This window comes from Tistrella bauzanensis, assembly GCF_014636235.1.
Classification (GTDB): Bacteria; Pseudomonadota; Alphaproteobacteria; order Tistrellales; family Tistrellaceae; genus Tistrella; species Tistrella bauzanensis.
The window spans coordinates 1-20,167 of sequence record NZ_BMDZ01000028.1; the positions used below are offsets into that span (position 1 = coordinate 1).

Consider the following 20,167-nt stretch of genomic DNA (forward strand, 5'->3'; position numbering starts at 1 on the left):
AAATCACCGCACAATCAAAGCACCGCACGCCCCTAAACCGGATCGAACCAGACCCTTGGGGTCAACTCCGACAGGCTGCTAGTCGGCGGCATCCAGGCCGATACCTGCGTGATGGCGGCCGGCTTCCGCCTGTTCGATGCCGGCCTCCACCCCACCCTGCTCGGCTTCGCCATCCAGGGATCCTCGGTCGACCGCGACGCCGCCATCGCCCGGCGGCTGTGGGCGCATCATTTCCGTGCCGTCATCGACGACCCCGCCGATCTGCCCTGACAGCCGCGCCCCGCCCGGTCATGGCCGCGGGCGGCGAATGCCATGGCGGTGAAGCTTTTCATACAGCGTGCTCTTGGCAATGCCGAGCCGCCGCGCCGCCCGGGTCAGATTCCAGCCCGACTGGGTCACCGCCGTCAGAATCGCCGCGGCTTCGGTCTGATCCAGACGACAGACGGCTTCAGCGGGATCGGCCGATGACGACGGCGCGCCGCCATTCAGCGCCCGGATCGCCGGCGGCAGATCGGCCGGGTCGATCCGGTCGCCCAGGGTGAGGATGGTTGCCTGCTCGATCACATTGCGCAATTCCCGCACATTGCCCGGCCAGTCGTGACGGGTCAGCACATCGAGCGCCTCATCGGATGGCTGGCGGCGGACCAGACCGTGGCGATGAGCGGCGGCGGCCGCAAAATGGCAGGCAAGCCGGGCAATGTCGGCGCCGCGCGCGCCAAGCGGCGGCAGATCGATGCTGGTGACCGCGATCCTGAAATAGAGATCGCCCCGGAACCGGCCGGCGGTGACGTCAGCTGCAAGATCGCGATGGGTGGCCGCAACCAGCCGCACCCGCACCGACCGCTCGCGCACCTCGCCCACCCGCACGACGCTTGCCTGTTCCAGAACCCGCAGCAGATGGGCCTGGAGTTCCAGCGGCATCTCGCCGATTTCATCCAGAAACAGCGTGCCGCCATCGGCCGCCTCGAACTTGCCCGGCATGCCGCCACGGCGGGCGCCGGTGAAGGCGCCCTCGCCATAGCCGAACAGTTCGGACGCCAGCAGATCGCGGGCCAATGCCCCGCAATTGACCGCGATGAACGGTCCGCGCGCCGCCGGGCTCGCCCCATGGATCGCGCGGGCGAACACCTCCTTGCCGGTGCCGGTCGGCCCGGTCAGCAGCACCGGAACGTCGACCCCCGCCAGCCGGCGCGCGGTGGCTTTGGCTTTCAGAAGCGGCGGGCTGTCGCCGATGACACCGGCAAAGGGATCGGTATCGGCAGCACCGCCTTCCCGGATGCCGGCCGCCCCGCTGGCCGCGCCGATCTCGCGCTTGCGAAGGGTGCCGTCCAGATGCGGCCGTCCCTGCGGCACGACGCAGATCGACCCGATCCGCCGCACGCCATCGAAGACCGGCTCGACCCGCTCGGCGCGCAGCCAGTCCGGCAGCCGGTTGCCGGCTTGATCGGTGAGCACGGGCGCCCGGTTGCCGGCACCGCCGGAGCGATCCTTCAGCAACAGCCGCGCACGGTCGCCGATCCGCACCGGCCGCCCGCGATGATCGAAGACGACGATGCTGTCCATCGGCCAGCGGCTGTCGCCGAGCACTGCTTCGATCAGCCGCGCCCGGATATCGAGTTCACGCCGGGCCAGCCGGCTTTCGATCTGACCGGCGGCAGTGACCGCGAGCGCCAGGCAATGGGCATTGTGCGACCCCGACAGCCCGGAGATATCGAGCACGCCCAGCGGGCTTCGGTCGACCGGATCGTGGATGATGGCGGCAGAGCAGGTCCATTGCTTGATGCCGGCACAGAAGTGTTCCACCGCATGGATCTGCACCGGCGCGCCCAGCGCCAGTGCCGTGCCGATCGCATTGGTGCCGCTTGCGGCCTCGGTCCAGTCGGCGCCCGGCATCAGCCGGATCACCTCGCCATGGTCGCGGGTCCGGGTGTCGCCCTGCACGTCCAGCACCACGCCCTGCGGATCGCCCAGCACCATCATCGTGCCGGTTTCGGCCAGAAAGGCGCGGGCATCGCCCATCACTGGTGCTGCCGCGCGGCGCAGATCCTCGGCACGGTCGCGCAGCATGCCCAGCCGGTCGTCGCTGCACACCATCGGCGCCTCGCGCCCGGCCGGGTCGACCCCGGTTTCGAGGCAGCGTCGCCAACTGCTGCCGATCACATCACGCACAGCGACCAGCGCCGGGTTGTGGCCGGTCACCAGCCCTTCCCAGGCCTCGAACACGGCGGGTAACGGCGGCGCCCCCCCGGGGGGTTGTGCCTCCCCTTGCATGTGACGTCCTCCCCAACACGGCTTTTTATCGTTGGATCAGCAGTTTGCACCATAAGCCGGCGACACGTCCACCCACCATGGCGGCACCATCCGGGCGCGCTTAGCCCCGCCTCCGGCCGGATGCGTCCGGAATTCGGACGGTCGACCGACATCCGGACGTGAACCTCCGTCCGGTGCGGCTGCAATGCTGCATCGCGATCATTTTCAAAAAGCCAATCGGGGCAACCTGTTCCGTTCATTGCGACGCGTTGGCACAGCGCTTGCCATTCCTGTCGTGCCGGCCGCTGAAAAAAATGGCCGGAGAACCAGAACACCCCGAGGGAGGCAACATGGAACAGGCAGGCGTTCCCGTGCAGGTCATGGGCATCGATGCCGGCGGCACGATGACCGACACGTTCTTCGTCCGTGCCGACGGCCGTTTCGTCGTCGGCAAGGCGCAGAGCAATCCCGACAACGAGGCGCATGCGGTGATGGAAAGCTCCGCCGATGCGCTGGAGCAATGGAACCGCAGTGTCGGCGCGGTCTATGACGAGCTTGTCACCTGCGTCTATTCCGGCACGGCGATGCTGAACCGGGTGGTGCAGCGTAAGGGGCTGGATGTCGGCCTGATCGTCAATCGCGGGCTGGAAGATCATCACCGCATGGGCCGGGCCATCCAGAGCTATCTGGGCTATGGCTTCGAAGACCGGATCCATCTGAACACCCACCGCTATGATCAGCCGCTGGTGCCGGCATCCCGCACCCGTGGCGTCACCGAGCGCTGCGACAGCCAGGGCCAGATCGTCATTCCGCTGCGGGAAGACGAGGTCCGGGTCGCCGCCCGCGAGCTGATCGAGGCCGGCGCACGGGCGATCGTGATCAGCCTGCTGCATTCCTATAAGAACGGCGCCCCGGAACGGCGCGTCCGCGATATCTGCCTTGAGGTGGTGGCAGAGCTTGGCGCCGACATCCCGGTCTTCGCGTCCGTCGATTACTACCCAGTGCGCAAAGAGAGCCACCGCACCAACACCACCATTCTTGAGGCCTATGCCGCCGAGCCGTCGCGCCGGACCCTGACCCGGATCAGCGACAGCATGCGCGAGGTCGGCGGGCGCTTCGACCTTCGGGTCATGGCCAGCCATGGCGGCACGATCAGCTGGAAGGCCAAGGAACTGGCCCGCACGCTGGTGTCTGGTCCGATCGGCGGCGTGATCGGGTCGCGCTTCCTGGGCCAGATGCTGGGCTATGACAACATCGCCTGTTCCGATATCGGTGGCACCAGTTTCGATATGGCCCTGATTACCAAGGGCAATTTCGCCATCGCATCCGACCCAGACATGGCGCGGCTGGTGCTGTCGCTGCCCCTGGTCGCCATGGACAGCGTCGGCGCCGGCGCCGGCAGCTTCGTCCGCCTGGATCCTCATACCGGTGCCATCAAGCTCGGCCCAGACAGCGCCGGCTATCGCGTCGGCGTGTGCTGGGCCGATAGCGGTATCGACACGGTCAGCGTCTCGGACTGCCATGTGGTGCTGGGTTATCTCAACCCCGACAACTTCCTGGGCGGGGCCGTGAAGCTGGATGTCGAACGGGCCCGCAAGGCGATCGCCGACCAGATCGCGGGGCCCCTGGGCCTGAGCGTCGAGGCGGCGGCAGCCGGTGTGATCGAACTGCTCGACCTGTCGCTGCGCGATCATCTGCGGGCGACGATCAGCGCCAAGGGCTACAGCCCCGGTGACTTCGTCTGCTTCTCGTACGGTGGCGCCGGGCCGGTGCACACCTATGGCTACACCCAGGGGCTTGGCTTCCGCGACGTGATCGTGCCCGCCTGGGCGGCGGGTTTCTCGGCCTTCGGCTGCGCCACCGCCGATTTCGAATACCGCTATGACAAGAGCGTCGACGTGGCGATACCGGCCGATGCCGGCGACGACGCCAAGGCCCGTGCCTGCGCGACACTTCAACAGGCCTGGCTGGAACTGTCGGACCGGGTGATCGAGGAATTCGCCATCAACGGCTTCAAGCCCGAGGACGTGCTGCTGAGCCCCGGCTATCGCATGCAGTATCTGGGGCAGTTGAACGATCTGGAGATCATCAGTCCGATCACCACCGCCCAGACCCCGGCCGACTGGGACAAGCTGGTCGACGCCTTCGATGAAACCTATGCCCGGGTCTATGCCAGTGCCGCCCGCTCGCCTGAGCTGGGCTTCAGTGTCACCGGCGCGATCATGCGCGGCAGCGTCGCCACCACCAAACCGGTGCTGCCGGAAGAAGCCGATGCCGGCCCGGTCCCGCCCGAGACCGCACGCCTGGGCACCCGGCGCTTCTATCGCAATGGCGCCTGGGAAGATGCGGTGATCTGGCGGATGGAAGATCTGAAGGCGGGCAATCGCATCGAAGGCCCGGCGATCGTGGAAAGCCCGGCCACGACCTTCGTGCTGCCACGCGGCTTCGCCACCCGCCTCGACAGCCACCGGCTGTTCCATCTGATCGAGACCGACGCCGGCTGATCAGCGACCGATCTTTCTTATCATTCATAGACATCAAAGGAACACCTCAGATGAATGTGATGTCATCCGAACGGCGCGAGGGTCTGGTTCGCGGCGGGCTGACGCTGAAGGAGAACCGGGCGCGGATCCTGGATCTGACGGCGAAGACCGGCTACTACGCCGGCCTTGAGACGCTGGCCCTGAAGCAGAGCGACCCGATCGGCTATGAGAAGATGTTCTCGAAGCTGCGCGGTGGCCTGGTTCATGCCCGCGAGACCGCCAAGAAGATCGCCGCCTCGCCGATCGTCGAGCAGGAGGGCGAGCTGTGCTTCACCCTCTATAACGCCGCCGGCGACTGTGTGCTGACCTCGACCGGTATCATCATCCATGTCGGCACCATGGGGGCCGCGATCAAATACATGATCGAGAATGGCTGGGAGTCCAATCCCGGCATCTCGCCCGGCGACATGTTCACCAACAACGACTGCTCGATCGGCAATGTCCATCCCTGCGACATCGCCACCATCGTGCCGATCTTCTGGCAGGACAAGCTGGTCGGCTGGGTGGGTGGCGTCACCCATGTGATCGATACCGGCTCGGTCGGTCCCGGCTCGATGTCGACCGGCCAGATCCAGCGCTTCGGCGACGGCTATCAGGTCACCTGCCGCAAGACCGGCATCAACGACGTGCCGCTGCGCGACTGGCTGCACGAAAGCCAGCGCTCGGTGCGCACCACCAAATACTGGATCCTGGACGAGCGCACCCGCATCGCCGGCTGCCATATGATCCGCGATCTGGTGGAGGAGGTTCTGGCGGAACAGGGGGTCGACCACTGGGAGAGCTTCGCCTACGAAGTCATTGAAGAAGGCCGCCGTGGCCTGCAAAGCCGGGTCAAGGCGATGACCATTCCCGGCACCTATCGCAAGGTCGCCTTCGTCGACGTGCCCTATGCCCACGAGGATATCGGCTGCCCCTCGGCCTTCGCCAAGATCGACAGCATCATGCATGCGCCGGTCGAGATGACGATCAATGCCGATGCCACCTGGAGGCTGGATTTCGAGGGCGCCAGCCGCTGGGGCTGGCACACCTACAACGCCAATCAGGTCGCCTTCACCAGCGGCATCTGGGTGATGATGACCCAGACCCTGGTGCCGACCGAGCGGATCAATGACGGCGCCTATTACGGCACCAAGTTCCGGCTGCCCAAGGGCACCTGGATGAACCCCGACGACCGGCGCACGGGGCATGCCTATGCCTGGCATTTCCTGGTGTCGAGCTGGAGCGCGCTGTGGCGCGGCGTCTCCACCGCCTATTACGGCCGTGGCTATCTGGAAGAGGTCAATGCCGGCAACGGCAACACCTCGAACTGGCTGCAGGGCGGCGGCATCAATCAGGATGGCGAGGTCCACGCGGTCAACAGCTTCGAGACCGCCGCCACCGGCACCGGCGCCTCGGCGATCAAGGACGGGCTGGACCACGCCGCCGCGATCTGGAACCCCGAAGGTGACATGGGCGATATGGAGATCTGGGAGCTGGCCGAGCCCCTGATCTATCTGGGCCGCAATGTGAAGGCCAATTCCGGCGGCTATGGCCAGTATCGCGGCGGCTGCGGCTTCGAGACCCTGCGCATGGTGTGGAAGGCCGAGGACTGGACCATGTATTTCATGGGCAATGGCTACATGGTCAGCGACTGGGGCCTGATGGGCGGCTATCCATCGGCGACCGGCTATCGCTTCGAAGCCCATGACACCGGCCTTGCCCGCCGGATCGCCAATGGCGAGCCCCTGCCCTTCGGCGCCGATACCGACCCCGACAATCCGGATTACGAGAACCGGATCGATCCGGCTGCGCGGGTGAAGCGCGACCATCAGGCGATGACCACCGAGGCGGTGTTCGAGAACCACGACCTGTATCTGAACTATATCCGTGGCGGGCCCGGCTTCGGCGATCCGCTGGACCGCGACCCGGCCTCGATCGAGAAGGATCTGAACGAACGCGCCCTGCTGCCGCGTTATGCGGCCTCGGTCCATGGCGCCGTTGCCATGAAGGTGGGCGGTGGCCGCTGGGAAGTCGATGCCGCGGCCACGGCCGAACGCCGCGCGCAGATGCGCCGCGACCGCATCGCCCGCAGCCGCCCGACCCGCGACTGGATGGCCGATGAACGCCGCCGGATCCTGGACAAGCAGGCCTCGCTGCAGGTGCGGCACATGTTTGCCACCAGCTTCGGACTGTCGGGCAAGTTCCTGAATGATTTCCGCCGGTTCTGGGATCTTCCCGACGATTGGACGATCGTCGAGAGCGAGCTTGGCATCCCGTCCTTCGGGTCGAAGCATCGCATGGATCTGTCGGCCCTGCCCGATGTGACGACCATCCGGCTGGTCGAGGAATGAGCGGCGCCGCCCCCCTCATTCCCCTGTTCTGACACACGATCTTGTGAGGATGTCGCAATGTCGAACTACACCAAGAAGCAGGTCGCGGATCTGGTCGACGGACGGCTGGACTGGGATGTCGTCCACCGGATGCTGTCGAGCCCCAAGGATGCCGACCGGTTCGTGAAATTCATCGCCGTGCTTCAGGAGCGCGCCGCATGGCCCGACCGCATCCTGCTGCCGCTGGGCCCGCATCTGTTCATCGTTCAGGATCAGGACAAGGCCTGGAAGATCAAATGCGGCTGCGGCCATGTGTTCTGCGATCATGACCGCAACTGGAAGCTCGAAGCCCTGATCCATGTCCGCGAAACCGTCGAGGCGATGAACGAGGTCTATCCGAAGCTGATGGCCCCGGACCCGTCCTGGCAGGTCTATCGCGAATATTGCTGCCCCAGTTGCGGCGTGCTGCTCGACGTCGAGGCACCGACGCCGTGGTATCCCGTCCTGCATGATTTCGAGCCGGACATTCCAACCTTCTACAAGGACTGGCTGGGGCTCGATGTGCCGGAACGCGCCGGGGCATAGGCGCCTGTCGCCCGGAACGCCATGACGGCAGAGCAGCCTGGCGGCGGTCGGATCAATCCGGCCGCCGCCATCGTCGTTGCCGGCATCCGTCAGCCCGGCCGGTTGACCATCCAGATGCCGCCGGCGACCAGCACCATGGCGAGCGCGAAGGCGGGGGTGAGCGTATCGCCCAGGATCAGGGCGGCCGCGGCCACGCCGAACAGCGGGGTGAGGAAGCTGAAGGCCGACAGCCGCGACGCCGGATAGCGTGAGATCAGCACGAACCAGCCCAGATAGGACAGGCTGGCGACGATCACGATCTGGAAGCCCATCGACAACACGACCGTGGTCGTCAGCGGAATTGCCAGGTCGGCGCCATGGGCCAGCGCCAGCAGCGGCAGGGCCACGGCCGAGACCGCCAGTTGATAGAGCAAGGTCACCAGCGGTGCGGTCCGCGACAGCGTGCTGGCCTTGATCAGCAGTGTGGTCGCCCCCCAGGCGATGGCGGCGCCCACCATCAGCAGGTCGCCGAGCAGCGAGCCGCCACCCGCGAACAGCCCATCGGCGAAGGCCGCGATGATCCCGGCAAAGGCCGAGATCAGCCCCAGCACCTGCCAGCGGCCCAGCCTTTCGCCCGGCAGCATCAGATGGCCGCCGATCGCCACCACGAAGGGCGCCACGTACAGGAAGATGATGGCGCGCGAGGCGGTGGTCAGCGACACGCCGGTATAGAGCAGCGCGAATTCCAGCGCGAACAGCAACCCGGCGCCGATGCCCGGCAGAACCGTGCCGGTGGGCACGAAACCGCGCCGCCGCCCCAGTCCCAGCACCACCACGCCCACGATCAGCGTGGCGCCGACCGAGCGCAGAGCCGCCTGGGACAAGGGTGCCGCGCCATCGGCAACCGCCAGTTTCACGATCGCCTGTTGCAGGCCCCAGCAGGCGCACAGCACCACCATCATCGCCGCGGCGCCAGCATCCAGCCGGCCGCGCGGCGCCGGGCGCATAGCGCCCTCGCTCGTGCTCGCCATGAGGTCGGGGGTCTCCTTCAGGCATTTCCTCCGGGTGGCGATATCGTGCCGCAACACCCTTGTTCTATTGGTCATACGCGGTTTTCAACCAGGCGGCAAGGCGACCGACCCATGCATGCAGGACATGATTGACAGGCATGAATGGAGGGGCTTAAGCTTATTTGGAAACATGATTTCCCAATAGGAAACATTTTGATGAAATCACTGACCTCCGCGCTGGCGATCTATGGCAGCTTTGCCACCACCCGCCAGCCGCTCGGCATCTCGGACATCTGCGAGCGCACCGGCCTTGCGAAAAGCCAGGTGTCGAAGGTGCTCAGCACCTTTCGCGACCAGGGCTTTCTTGAGCAGGATCCCGTCACCCGCAAATACCGGGTCGGGCCGATGAGCTTTCTGGTCGGCGTCGCCTATGCCCAGACCCATGGCCTGACCCGTCAGGCGCTGCCGATCATGCGCGAGATCGCCGACCGGTCGGGCCATTCGGCCGTGCTGACAGTGCGCGAGGCCGACACCGTGTTCCATCTGATGGCGGTCGAAGGACAGTTCTTCGTCGACAGCCGCTGGCGGGTGGGCATGTCGGTGCCATTCCACGCCACCGCCGCCGGCAAGATCCTGACCGCCTATGACGAGCCCGAGGTGCTGGCACGGATGATCGCGGTGCACGGCCTGCCCCAGATCACGCCCAAGACCATCACCGACCCTGATGCCCTGGCCCTTCACCTTCAGGCCGTCCGCGCATGCGGCAGCGCCGTCACTGCCGGCGAAAGCGCGCCGGGGCTGGTGGCACTGGCGGTGCCGGTCTTCGGTGAGACCGAACAGATCCGGGCGGCACTCAGCTTCATCATGCCACAGCAGAGCTATGACCCGGCAGCGGCCGACATCCATGTGGCCGAGCTGCACAGCGCCGCCCGCAGCCTGTCGTTCCGTCTGGGCGCCGAAACCTATCCCTTCGGTGGCGCGCCGGCCGAATTCCGCCGTGCCGAGAGCGCCTGACATCGGTCGACGCGATCGACTGATCAACCGCCCCGAACCGGTCGGCCGACGCATGGGAGTGCGCGGCCGGTCGTCACCATCGCCCGCCGGCCGCCATGGCAGCCGGCATCGCCGCGCACCCTGCCGGTGCCACGCCCCCGCAGGCACTGCCACCGCGCAAGACGCAGCCCATCAAGATCAAAGAGATGTGAGGCTTCATGACCCGGACGTTCAATCGCCGCCTGCTCGGCGCCGCCGCCATCGCGGCCCTGGCCCTGACCGCGACCCCGATCCTGACCGCCGGCACGGCGGGTGCCGCCGATGAGGGCACCAAGCCCAAATCGCTGACCATCCTGGCCGGCCCGACCGGCAGCTCGTTCTTCGCCACCGCCGCCGGTGTCGCCGCCATCCTGGGCGACGAGGGTGTGCGCGCCAATGCCGAGATGGGCGGCGGCACCTCGAATGTCGTCGGCGTGTCGCGTGGCATGGGCGAGATGGCCTGACCATGAGCATCGTGCCCAGCGTCGCCAAGGCCGGCAAGCCGCCCTTCCAGGAGCCGATCGACAACGTCCGCGGCATCGCCTCGTTCACGTCGATGCTGGCGCATGTGGCAGTTGCCCGTGACGCGGGCGTGGGATCTCTGGCCGATCTCAAGGGCAAGCGCTTCGCGTCCCAGCCCGTGGGTCAGGCGACCGCGCTGATCTTCGACGATATGCTGGCCGCCAGCGACATCGACCCCGCCGGCATCGACCTGGTGCGCGGCGGGCTCAGCTTCCAGACCGACCAGATCAAGGACCGCCACGCGGTGGGCATGATCTCGGTCGCCAATTATCCGGCGAGCTTCTTCACCGAGCTTGCCAATTCGTCGGACATCACCTTCCTGACCATCGATGACGCGCTGGCCGAGAAGCTCCAGAGCCTCAACCCCGGCTATGTCCGCACCGAGATTCCGGCCGGCACCTATCCCGGCCAGGATGCGGCCGTGCCGACCGTCGGCACCTCGATGATGATGATCGCGTCCGAGGACATGTCCGACGACGAGGCCTATTGGCTGACCCGCACCCTGATCGAGAAGTTCAAGCGTCTTCAGGGTGCCCATGCCTCGCTGGCCCGGCTGGAGCCGGCCGACATGGCGCGCATGCCCGGCATCACCATCCATCCGGGCGCGCTGCGCGCCTATGAAGAAGCCGGCGTCGCCGCGAAGTGACCTTGCGGGAGACGGCCCCGGTTCCCGGCGAGGGCACCGGGGCTGCTTCCGTCCGATTTTTCAGATCATTGCGCGCGTTTCCCGATACGGAAGAAGACCTCAGGATGACCACCGCCAACGACACCGGCGGAGGGCCCGCCGCACGCGGCGGCCTTCGGCCTGTGCTGCGCCACATGGCCCATGCCGTGGCGATCGGCATGTCACTGTTCCACATCTGGGCAGGTGTGTTCGGCGAGCCGCCGGCGCTCGCCTATCGCCCGGTCCATCTGCTGCTGGCCTTCGCGGTCATGCTGCTGCTCGCGGCCTCGATGCGCGCGCCGGAAGCCGGTGCCCGGCGCTGGCTGGGCCTGGGCTGGGATCTGCTGATGCTGCTGGCGATCATCGCCGCGACGCTGTTCCTGGTGATGGACAATGTCCGCATCTCGGAGCGGATGGAATACATGACCCGGCTGCTGACCAGCGAACGCGTGCTGGGCGCGCTGCTGATCCTGGCGGTTCTGGATGCCGTGCGGCGCAGCATCGGCTGGCCGATGGTGGTGATCACCGCGGTGTTCCTGATCTATACCCAGATCGGTGACCTGCTGCCCTATCCGTTCTGGCATCGCGGCTATTCGGTCGACCGGGTGATCGAGCAGATGTACCTGACGGTCGACGGGATCTGGACCGTGCCGCTGGCGGTGACCGCCAGCTATATCTTCCTGTTCGTGCTGTTCGGCGCCCTGCTGGTGGCCTCGGGCGCCGGCGAGTTCTTCACCCAGCTCGCCCGCGCCCTGACCGGCCGCATCGTCGGCGGTCCGGCCAAGGCCGCCGTGGTCTCGTCGGCCTTCTTCTCAATGCTGTCGGGCAGTTCCACCGCCAATGTCGTCACCACCGGCAGCCTCACCATCCCGGCCATGAAACGTGGCGGGTTCAGCGGCCCCTTCGCCGGCGGTGTGGAGGCCGTCGCCTCGACCGGTGGCCAGATCATGCCGCCGATCATGGGGGCCGCCGCCTTCATCATGATGGAAACCCTGGGCGTTCCCTATGGCGATATCATGATGGCGGCGATCCTGCCGGCGCTGTTCTATTTCGCCTCGGTCTTCATCATGGTCGACCTGGAAGCCCGGCGTCTGAACCTGCGCCCAGCGGCCGACGAGGAAATTCCCCGCGCCTGGCCGGTGCTGAAGGCACAGGGCTATCTGCTGGTGCCGGTGATCTTCATGGTCTGGGCATTGGTGGCGGGTTATACCCCGGCCCGCGCCGGGGTCTGGGCCATCGGCATGCTGGCCGCGATGATCATCATCTTCGACCGCCGCAAGGGCGTGCGCGGCCTGCTCGCCATCTTCGCCGATGCGCTGATCACGGCACCCAAGCTGATCGTGCCGATCACCGCCGCCTGTGCGGTCGGCGGCATCATCGTCGGCGTGGTGTCGATGACCGGGCTTGGCTACCGCATGGCCACGATCATCATCGAGACCTCGCACGGCATCCTGCCGCTGGCCCTGGCGCTGACCATGGTGGTGGCGGTGGGCACGGGCATGGGCATGCCGACCAGTGCCGTCTATATCGTGCTGACGGTGATCCTGGCGCCGGCCTTGATTTCGGCGTGGTCCCGATCGCTGTGCACATGTTCATCTTCTATTATGCCGTGATCTCGAACATCACACCACCGCTCGCCGTCGCCTCGTTCGCGGCCGCAGCCGTCGGCAATGCCGATCCATGGCGCACCAGCATGAACGCGGTACGGCTGGGCCTTCCGGTCTTCGCCATCCCCTATGTCTTCATCGACCATCCTGAATTTCTGGCCCAGGGCAGCCTTCCCGACATCCTCTATGTCTGCGTGCTGATGGCCCTGTCGATCGTGGCGATCGCCATTGCCTCGATCGGCTGGTTCCGCGTGCCATTGTCGGGGCGGACCCGCGCCGCCGCGTTGCTGTTCGCCGCGATCCTGCTGCCATCGGAGCACTTCGACCGCATCATCCAGTTGGCGATCGTCGCCGCGACCTTCGGGCTGTTCTGGCTGCTGCTGACCATCGATATCCGCCGGAGCGGCCCCGCCGCCGCACCGGCCGCGACCCCCGACAGGAGAAACACCCCATCGTGACCGCGATCACCGACCATCTTGCCCGGCTGGCCCCCGCCAGCCGCGACAAGGGCCGCCTGCCCGTCGGCAACACGGCCTCCGGCGCCGAGATTTCGCTGCCCTATCTGCTGGCCCGTGGCCGCCATGACGGCCCTGTGTTGTGGGTGACGGCCACCGTTCATGGCGACGAGGTGAACGGTACGCTGGCGGCGCTGGAATTCATCCGCACGCTGGACCTCGGCCGGATGCGCGGTGCCTGTATCGTTATCCCCACCGCCAATCCGCTGGCCTTCGATGCCCGCACCAAGACAGCCCCACAGGACGGGCTGGACATCGATCAGCAATTCCCCGGCGCGGCTCAAGGATTGACCACGCAGCGGGTCGCGGCCCGGCTGTTCGATGATGTCGCCCGCGTTGGCGACTGCCTGATCAGCCTGCACACCCTGACCGCGCATTTCGAAGCCCTGCCTTATGGCGTCTACAAGCTGCATCCAGACGCGCCGGTGGCCGAAGACCTGCTGCTGCGGCATCTGTCGTTCTATGATCCCAGCGTCGTCTGCCTGATGCCGACAGTGAAGGCCGCGGACGAACTGCCCGGCAATATCAGCGGCGCCATCGACTATCAGTTCCAGGCCCTGGGCAAGCCGGCCTTCATGGTGGAGCTTGGCGCCCGCAGCCGGATCGAATGGCCCTATGTCCATCAGGGCGTCATCGGCCTGCGGCGGAGCGCTGTCGAGCTGGGCATGTTCGACGGCACCGGCGACGACGCCGACGGCTGGTCGCGACCGGCGCCCGGCGGTCGGGTCCGCAAGGTGCTGAAGCGCCGCCACGTCACCGCCGACCGCGGCGGGCTGTTCCGCGCCGCCTGCACGCCCGGCGATATTCTACCCCCCGGACAGGCATTGGGGGTGATCACCGACATTTTCGGCGATATCGTCGACACCGTGACCTTCGCCGAGCCGGTGCTGGTGATCGCCGCCCGCCGTGACCCGGTGGTCGCGACCGGCGACCGGATCGGCTTCGTTGCCACCGCCTGGGAGGAACGGCAGCTGCCGGGCGCGTGAAACGGTCTGCCATGTCCGGCCCCCGCCGCCCCTCTCTGCCCTGGCCTTGAGTGAGATGCCCGCTTCCATGTCCGATATCCGCCGCGTTCCGCATGCCGCCCATTGGGGTTCCTTCACCGCCATCGTCCGCGATGGCCGGTTGGTGGAGGCGATCCCGCGTGAGGGTGACCCCTATCCCTCGCCGATGGTCGCCACCACCCCGGATGCCGTGAACCATCGCATCCGGGTGGCCCGGCCGGCCGTGCGGCGCGGCTGGCTGGAGGGCGGCGCCGATCGCGGCCACGACCGGCGTGGTGCCGATGATTTCGTGGCCGTGCCATGGGACGAGGCGCTGGACATGGTCGCGGGCCAGGTGGCGCGCGTGCGTCGCGACCATGGCGGCGAGGCGATCTTCGGCGGCTCTTATGGCTGGTCGAGCGCCGGCCGCTTCCATCATGCCAAGTCGCAGTTGCACCGGTTCCTGAACGCCGGCGGCGGCTTCATTGATCAGGTTCAGAATTACAGCTATACCACTGCGATCACGATCCTTCCCCACATCCTGGGAACGATCGAGGCGGTCCAGGGGCCGGTGTCGTCGCTGGACGGGCTGGCCGCACATTGCCGGCTGATGGTGTGCTTCGGCGGCCTGCCCAGGATCAATCTTCAGATCGAGGCCGGCGGCAATGGTGTGCATACCGGAACACTCTGGCTGGAGCGGATGCGCGAGGCCGGCATCCGCATCGTCTGCATCACGCCATCAAAGGCCGATGTGCCGCCCGGCGCCGAATGGCAGACCATCCGGCCCAACACCGATACCGCGGTCATGCTGGCCATGGCCGGGGTTCTGCTGGATCAGGGGCTGGCCGATCAGGATTTCCTGAACCGCTGCACCGTCGGCGCCGAGCGTGTCTTCGCCTATCTGCGCGGCGACGAGGACGGCACACCCAAGACCCCTGAATGGGCCGAGGCCATTTCGGGCGTGCCGGCCGCGACCATCCGCGCGCTGGCGCTGGCGCTGAAGGCCGAGCGGTCGTTCGTCAATGTGTCGTGGTCGCTGCAGCGGGCCGATCGTGGCGAGCAGGCGCTGTGGGCGGCGATCGCGCTGGCCTGCATGGCCGGCCATGTCGGCCTGCCCGGCGGCGGCTTCGCGCTGGGACTGGCGTCGCTGGGCAATATGGGCGCGCCGCGCCAGCCGATGGCCTCGCCCCGCATCGGCCTGGGCCGCAACCAGACCGGGCGATATATCCCGGTGGCGCGGATCAGCGACATGATGCTGAACCCCGGCGGCGCCTATCGCTATAACGGCCAGGACATGACCTATCCCGATATCCGGATGGTCTATTGGTGCGGCGGCAATCCGTTCCATCACCATCAGGATCTGAACCGGCTGGTCACCGCCTTCCGGCGCCCGGAAACCGTGGTCGTGCATGAACAGTTCTGGACCGCGACCGCCCGCCATGCCGATATCGTGCTGCCGGCGACCACGACGCTGGAACGCAACGATATCGGCGCCAGCGGCCGCGACCGCTTCATCCTGGCGATGCACAAGGCGATCGAGCCGCTGGGCGAGGCCCGCAACGACTATGACATCTTCTCAAGCCTCGCCCGACGTCTGGGCATCGAGGACGCCTTCACCGAAGGCCGCGACGAGATGGCCTGGCTGCGGGCGCTGTATGCCGAGGCCGCGACGGCCAACGCGGCGCGCGGCATCGATTTCCCCGATTTCGACAGCTTCTGGCAATCAGGCATGGTCGAGGTTCCCGAACCCGATGCGCCCTACACCATGTTCGCCGATCTGCGTGCCGACCCGGCCGCTCATCCCTTGCGCACGCCATCGGGCCTGATCGAACTGCACTCGGACCGTGTGGCGTCGTTCGGCGATGCCCATTGCCCTGGCCATCCGGTCTGGATCGCGCCCGATGAATGGCTGGGCGCCGATCTGGCCGGGCGCTATCCGCTGCACCTGATCAGCCATCAGCCGGCGACCCGCCTGCATGGCCAGCTCGATCCGGCGGGGCTGAGCACCGGTGCCAAGATCCAGGGTCGCGAGCCGGTGGTCATCCATCCCGACGACGCCGCGCGCCGGGGCATCGGCGACGGCATGATCGTGCGGGTGTTCAACGATCGCGGCGCCACGCTGGCCGGTGCCGTGGTTTCGGCGGATGTCATGCCGGGTGTGGTCAGACTTGCGACCGGTGCCTGGTATGACCCGGTCGACCCGTCCACCCCCGGCAGCCTGGACAAGCATGGCAACCCGAACGTGCTGACCGCCGACCGGCCGACATCCGCGGTCTCGCAGGCGCCGAGTGCCCATTCTACCCTGGTCGAGATCGAGGTCTTCGACGGCACGCCGCCGGCGGTGACCGCATTCGAGCCGCCGGTCATGACCCCTCGCCGCCAGGAGGCCGCATCGTGAAGCGCAGCACACGCCTGATCCATCTGGGGCGGCCCGAGAGAACCGGCCACGGGCCGCGCACCGTCAACCACCCGGTGGTGCGCGCCTCGACCGTGCTGTTCGACAGCACCGCCCAGATGGCCGATGCCCGCCGCCGCCGCGACACCGAGCGGCTGTTCACCTATGGCGTGCGCGGCACCCCCACCGCCTTCGCGCTGGAAGACGTGATCGCCGATCTGGAAGGCGGCTTCGGCGCCAAGCTGTATCCATCCGGACAGGCGGCGGTCGCCGGCGCCATGCTCGCCTTCCTGAAGCCTGGCGATCATGTGCTGGTGACCGACAGCGTCTATCAGCCGGTGCGGCGGCTGTTTGCCCGCCATCTGGAAGCGCGCGGCATCCAGGTGGATTACTACCGCCCCGACGGGTCGGACATCCCCGATCTGATCCGGCCGGAAACCCGGCTGATCCACGCCGAAAGCCCCGGTTCCTTCACCATGGAGATGCAGGATATCCGGGCGCTGGCCGATATCGCCCATGATGCCGGCGCGCTGCTGTCGGTCGACAACACCTGGGCCAGTGGCTGGGCATTCCAACCGCTGGCTCATGGCGCCGATCTCTCGATCCTGGCCGCGACCAAATATGTCTGCGGCCATTCCGATGTGATGATGGGCACGGTCACCACCACCGAGGCCCACTACCAGACCCTGCACGATAGCTGGCTGACCCTGGGCACCGTGGTCTCAGCCGATGACTGCGCGCTGGCACTGCGCGGCGTGCGGACCCTGCCGATCCGCTTCGATGCCCATGGCCGCCACGCAATGGCGGTGGCGAACCATCTGGCGGCACGGCCCGAGATCGCGGACGTGCTGTATCCGCCGCGCGCAGGCGATGCCGGCCATGCGCTGTTCACCCGCGATTTCACCGCCGCCGCCGGGTTGATGACGGTCGCCTTCCACGCCGATGTCCCTCGGGCGCGGGTGGAGGCGATGGTCGACGCGCTGGACCTGTTCGGCATCGGCGCGTCGTGGGGCGGGTTCGAAAGCCTGGCGCTGATCTGCGACCTGTCGAACCGCAGGGCCGATGCCGATATCCGCTCCGGCATCCATCTGCGGTTGCATATCGGCCTGGAAGACCCGGATGACCTGATCGCCGATCTGGATGCCGCGATGCTAGCCCTTGGCGGCTGAACCCGACACGCGTGGATCACGGGCGGCCGCCAGCAGCGCCCGGGTATAGGGTGCGGTGGCACGGCCGGCATGGATGTCGTCGCGGGTGAGCGTTTCCACCGCCTGCCCGCGATGCATCACCAATGCCCGCGAACACAGATGCGCCACCACCGCCAGATCATGGCCCACCATCAGCACGGTCAGGCCACGGGCGGTCCGCAACCCGTCGAGGAGGTTCAGCACCTCGGCCTGAACCGACACATCCAGCGCCGAGGTCGGTTCGTCGAGCAGCAGCACCCGTGGTTCCAGGATCAGGGCACGCGCGATCGCCACCCGCTGGCGCTGCCCACCCGACAACTGATGCGGAAAGCGGAAACGCAGCGCCGCATCCAGCCCGACATCGGCCAGCGCCCCCAGAATCCGCGGCTCGGTATCGCCGATGCCGTGGATCGCCAGCGGTTCGGCCAGGATGCGATCGACCGTGTGGCGGGGATGCAGCGCGGTCGACGGGTCCTGAAATACCATCTGCATCAGCCGCGCCCGCGCCCGCCGGGCGACGAGCCCGCGCGCGGCACCGCCGCCATCCGTCGCCACCACCGGCCGATCGTTCAGCAGCACCCGCCCCGCATCAGGTGCCACCAGCCCGGCCACCGCCCGGAGCAGAGTCGACTTGCCGGAGCCGCTTTCCCCGACCACGCCCACCGCCTCGCCCTCGCCCACCGTCAGCGACACATCGTCGACCGCGGCGAGGCCGCTGAAGCGGATGGTCAGGGACTGGATGGCGATCATGACGCGTCTCCCGTGGTACCAGCACCCGGCGACGGGGTCAGCCAGCGCGGATCGCGCACCAGCACCGGCAGAGGTGCCACGCGCGCATCCAGTCGCGGCCGGCAGCCGATCAACCCACGGGTATAGGGATGGCGGGCATGGGCAAGCCCGTCCGCCGGCAGTGTCTCCATGATCCGGCCGCCATACATCACCGCCACCCGGTCGGTGAAGGCCGCGACCAGATCCAGATCATGAGAAATCAGCACCAGCCCCATCGCCCGGTCGCGCACCAGCCCGTCGATCAGCGCCAGAATCTCGCCGCGCACCGACACGTCCAGCGCCGAGGTCGGCTCGTCGGCGATCAGCAATTCCGGTTCACCGGCCAGCATCATCGCGATCATCACCCGCTGCGCCATACCGCCCGACATCTGATGCGGATACAGATCATGCACCCGTGCGGGGCCGTCGATCCGCACCCGGTCGAGCAGATCCAGCGCCGCGGCCCTGGCGGCCCGGCCGCGCAGGCCGCGATGCAGGCGCAGGCCCTCGGCGATCTGGGCACCGGCGGTCATCACCGGGTCCAGCGCCGCCTTCGGGTCCTGCAACACCATGGCGATGCGCCGGCCGCGCAGGCGCCGCATCGCGTGGCCGGCCAGAAGATCGATGCCGTCGAAAGCGAGACGGGTGGCCTGGACCCGTGCCTGATGCGGCAGCAAGCCCATCACCGCGCGCATCGAGATCGATTTGCCCGACCCGCTCTCTCCCACGATCGCCAGCCTTTCCCCCGCCGCCATCGACAGGCTGATGCCGCGCACTGCCTGAACCATGCCGTCGGGACCGGGAAAGGCCACCGACAGATCCTGAATGTCGAGCCAGTCCGGCCGCCCGGCCCGATCCACACCATCACCGCCGGTCATGAACCGCTCCCCGTGCGGCCGCGCGGGTCCAGCACGTCGCGCAAGCCATCGCCCAGCAGGTTGAAGCCCATGCTGACGATGAAGATGGCAACGCCCGGCAGGGTCGCCACCCACCATTGATCGATGATGTAATCGCGCCCCGTCGCCACCATCGCCCCCCATTCCGGCGCCGGCGCCTGCACGCCCAGCCCCAGAAAACCAAGCCCGGCGAAGATCAGGATCACGCCCGCCATATCCAGGGTCAGCCGCACGATCACCGATGACAGGCAGAGCGGCGCCACATGCGACGCCAGAATCCGCAGATCGGAGGCACCCGCCAGCCGCGCCGCCTGCACGAAATCGCGCCCCCGCACCAGCCGCGCCTCGGCCCGCGCCAGCCGCGCATAGGGTGGCCAGCCGGTGACCGCGATCGCCGCGATCGCGTTCTCGATCCCCGGTCCCAGAACCGCTGCCAGGGCCAGGGCCAGCACCAGCCGCGGAAAGGCCATGACGATGTCGGTCAGCCCCATCAGCACGGTATCGATCCAGCCGCCGAAATAGCCGGCGGCAATGCCGATCGCCAGCCCCACCGGCCCGACCAGAACCGCCACCGACAGCACCACGGCCAAGGTGAGCCTGGCGCCGTGCACGACCCGCGCGAAGATGTCGCGGCCAAGATGGTCGGTGCCCAGCCAGTGCGTGGCATCGGGCGGCAGCAGCCGCGCGGTCAGATCCTGCGTCAGAGGATCGGTGGTTGCGATCACCGGTGCGGCCGCCGCCATCACCAGCAGCAGTGCCACGATCAATGCGCCGACAACCGTGGCCGGATTGCCGAGCGCGCGCGCCAGCAGGCCGAACATAGCCAGACGGCGCGCCTCGGCCCGGCTGCGCGGGGTGCGGGCGGCATGGCGGGCCATACGGCCGATGACCGACAGCCGCCCTCCTGACGCCATTTCACCGG

14 protein-coding genes and 2 pseudogenes are annotated in these 20,167 nt (G+C 67.4%); 11 read left to right on the top strand and 5 right to left on the bottom strand.

Annotated features, from left to right (window positions below; all coding sequences use genetic code 11):
- Positions 1 to 54: 54 nt before the first annotated feature.
- Positions 55 to 270: pseudogene (locus IEW15_RS12520) on the top strand (hydrolase); the annotation flags it as partial.
- A gap of 18 nt (positions 271 to 288) precedes the next feature.
- Here the strand turns inward: IEW15_RS12520 and IEW15_RS12525 are convergent.
- On the bottom strand, positions 289 to 2,199 hold the full coding sequence (locus IEW15_RS12525) for a sigma-54-dependent Fis family transcriptional regulator (RefSeq protein WP_188578352.1): 1,911 nt from the start codon (positions 2,197 to 2,199) through the stop codon (positions 289 to 291).
- A 401-nt stretch (positions 2,200 to 2,600) separates the two neighbouring features.
- Here IEW15_RS12525 and IEW15_RS12530 point away from each other — a divergent pair, with 401 nt between their 5' ends.
- Genes IEW15_RS12530 through IEW15_RS12540 form a run of 3 tightly spaced genes read left to right on the top strand, consistent with a single transcriptional unit; the run spans position 2,601 to position 7,687 of the window.
- Positions 2,601 to 4,754 carry a hydantoinase/oxoprolinase family protein gene (locus tag IEW15_RS12530; RefSeq protein WP_188578354.1) on the top strand — a complete coding sequence of 718 codons (2,154 nt, stop codon included), beginning with the start codon at positions 2,601 to 2,603 and terminating at the stop codon, positions 4,752 to 4,754.
- A 50-nt stretch (positions 4,755 to 4,804) separates the two neighbouring features.
- Complete coding sequence (locus IEW15_RS12535) at positions 4,805 to 7,123, top strand: hydantoinase B/oxoprolinase family protein (protein ID WP_188578356.1); 2,319 nt, start codon at positions 4,805 to 4,807, stop codon at positions 7,121 to 7,123.
- A gap of 57 nt (positions 7,124 to 7,180) precedes the next feature.
- A complete protein-coding gene (locus IEW15_RS12540; RefSeq protein WP_188578357.1) occupies positions 7,181 to 7,687 on the top strand; it encodes an acetone carboxylase subunit gamma in 507 nt (168 codons plus the stop codon).
- A gap of 89 nt (positions 7,688 to 7,776) precedes the next feature.
- On the opposite strand, the gene IEW15_RS12545 is transcribed toward IEW15_RS12540, so the two are convergent.
- Positions 7,777 to 8,697, bottom strand: a complete 921-nt coding sequence (locus tag IEW15_RS12545) for a DMT family transporter (RefSeq protein ID WP_229708057.1) — start codon at positions 8,695 to 8,697, stop codon at positions 7,777 to 7,779.
- 195 nt (positions 8,698 to 8,892) lie between these two features.
- Between IEW15_RS12545 and IEW15_RS12550 the strand changes: the two genes are divergently transcribed.
- From IEW15_RS12550 to metC, 7 genes and pseudogenes are all read left to right on the top strand, one after another.
- A complete protein-coding gene (locus tag IEW15_RS12550; protein ID WP_188578359.1) occupies positions 8,893 to 9,690 on the top strand; it encodes an IclR family transcriptional regulator in 798 nt (265 codons plus the stop codon).
- A 197-nt stretch (positions 9,691 to 9,887) separates the two neighbouring features.
- Positions 9,888 to 10,172 (top strand): TAXI family TRAP transporter solute-binding subunit, encoded by a 285-nt coding sequence (locus IEW15_RS12555; protein ID WP_188578361.1) that lies wholly within the window; start codon positions 9,888 to 9,890, stop codon positions 10,170 to 10,172.
- Between the two features lie 2 nt (positions 10,173 to 10,174).
- Positions 10,175 to 10,876, top strand: coding sequence for a TAXI family TRAP transporter solute-binding subunit (locus IEW15_RS12560; protein ID WP_188578363.1), 702 nt, complete (start codon positions 10,175 to 10,177; stop codon positions 10,874 to 10,876).
- 197 nt (positions 10,877 to 11,073) lie between these two features.
- Positions 11,074 to 12,959 (top strand): annotated as a pseudogene (locus IEW15_RS12565) (TRAP transporter permease).
- Positions 12,956 to 14,002, top strand: coding sequence for a M14 family metallopeptidase (locus IEW15_RS12575; protein WP_188578369.1), 1,047 nt, complete (start codon positions 12,956 to 12,958; stop codon positions 14,000 to 14,002). Before IEW15_RS12565 ends, IEW15_RS12575 begins: the two are co-directional and overlap by 4 nt.
- 67 nt (positions 14,003 to 14,069) lie before the next feature.
- Positions 14,070 to 16,397 (top strand): molybdopterin-dependent oxidoreductase, encoded by a 2,328-nt coding sequence (locus tag IEW15_RS12580; RefSeq protein WP_188578372.1) that lies wholly within the window; start codon positions 14,070 to 14,072, stop codon positions 16,395 to 16,397.
- Positions 16,394 to 17,563: a cystathionine beta-lyase gene (gene metC / locus IEW15_RS12585; protein WP_229708058.1), complete on the top strand. Its 1,170-nt coding sequence runs from the start codon at positions 16,394 to 16,396 to the stop codon at positions 17,561 to 17,563. The genes IEW15_RS12580 and metC overlap by 4 nt, the downstream gene beginning before the upstream one ends.
- On the opposite strand, the gene IEW15_RS12590 is transcribed toward metC, so the two are convergent.
- From IEW15_RS12590 to IEW15_RS12600, 3 genes are read right to left on the bottom strand one after another with little or no spacing between them, the layout of a single operon-like run.
- A complete protein-coding gene (locus IEW15_RS12590; protein WP_188578373.1) occupies positions 17,546 to 18,331 on the bottom strand; it encodes an ABC transporter ATP-binding protein in 786 nt (261 codons plus the stop codon). The genes metC and IEW15_RS12590 overlap by 18 nt on opposite strands.
- Positions 18,328 to 19,227, bottom strand: a complete 900-nt coding sequence (locus IEW15_RS12595; RefSeq protein ID WP_188578376.1) for an ABC transporter ATP-binding protein — start codon at positions 19,225 to 19,227, stop codon at positions 18,328 to 18,330. Before IEW15_RS12595 ends, IEW15_RS12590 begins: the two co-directional genes overlap by 4 nt.
- On the bottom strand, positions 19,224 to 20,123 hold the full coding sequence (locus IEW15_RS12600) for an ABC transporter permease (protein WP_188578462.1): 900 nt from the start codon (positions 20,121 to 20,123) through the stop codon (positions 19,224 to 19,226). The genes IEW15_RS12595 and IEW15_RS12600 overlap by 4 nt, the downstream gene beginning before the upstream one ends.
- Between the last annotated feature and the right edge of the window lie 44 nt (positions 20,124 to 20,167).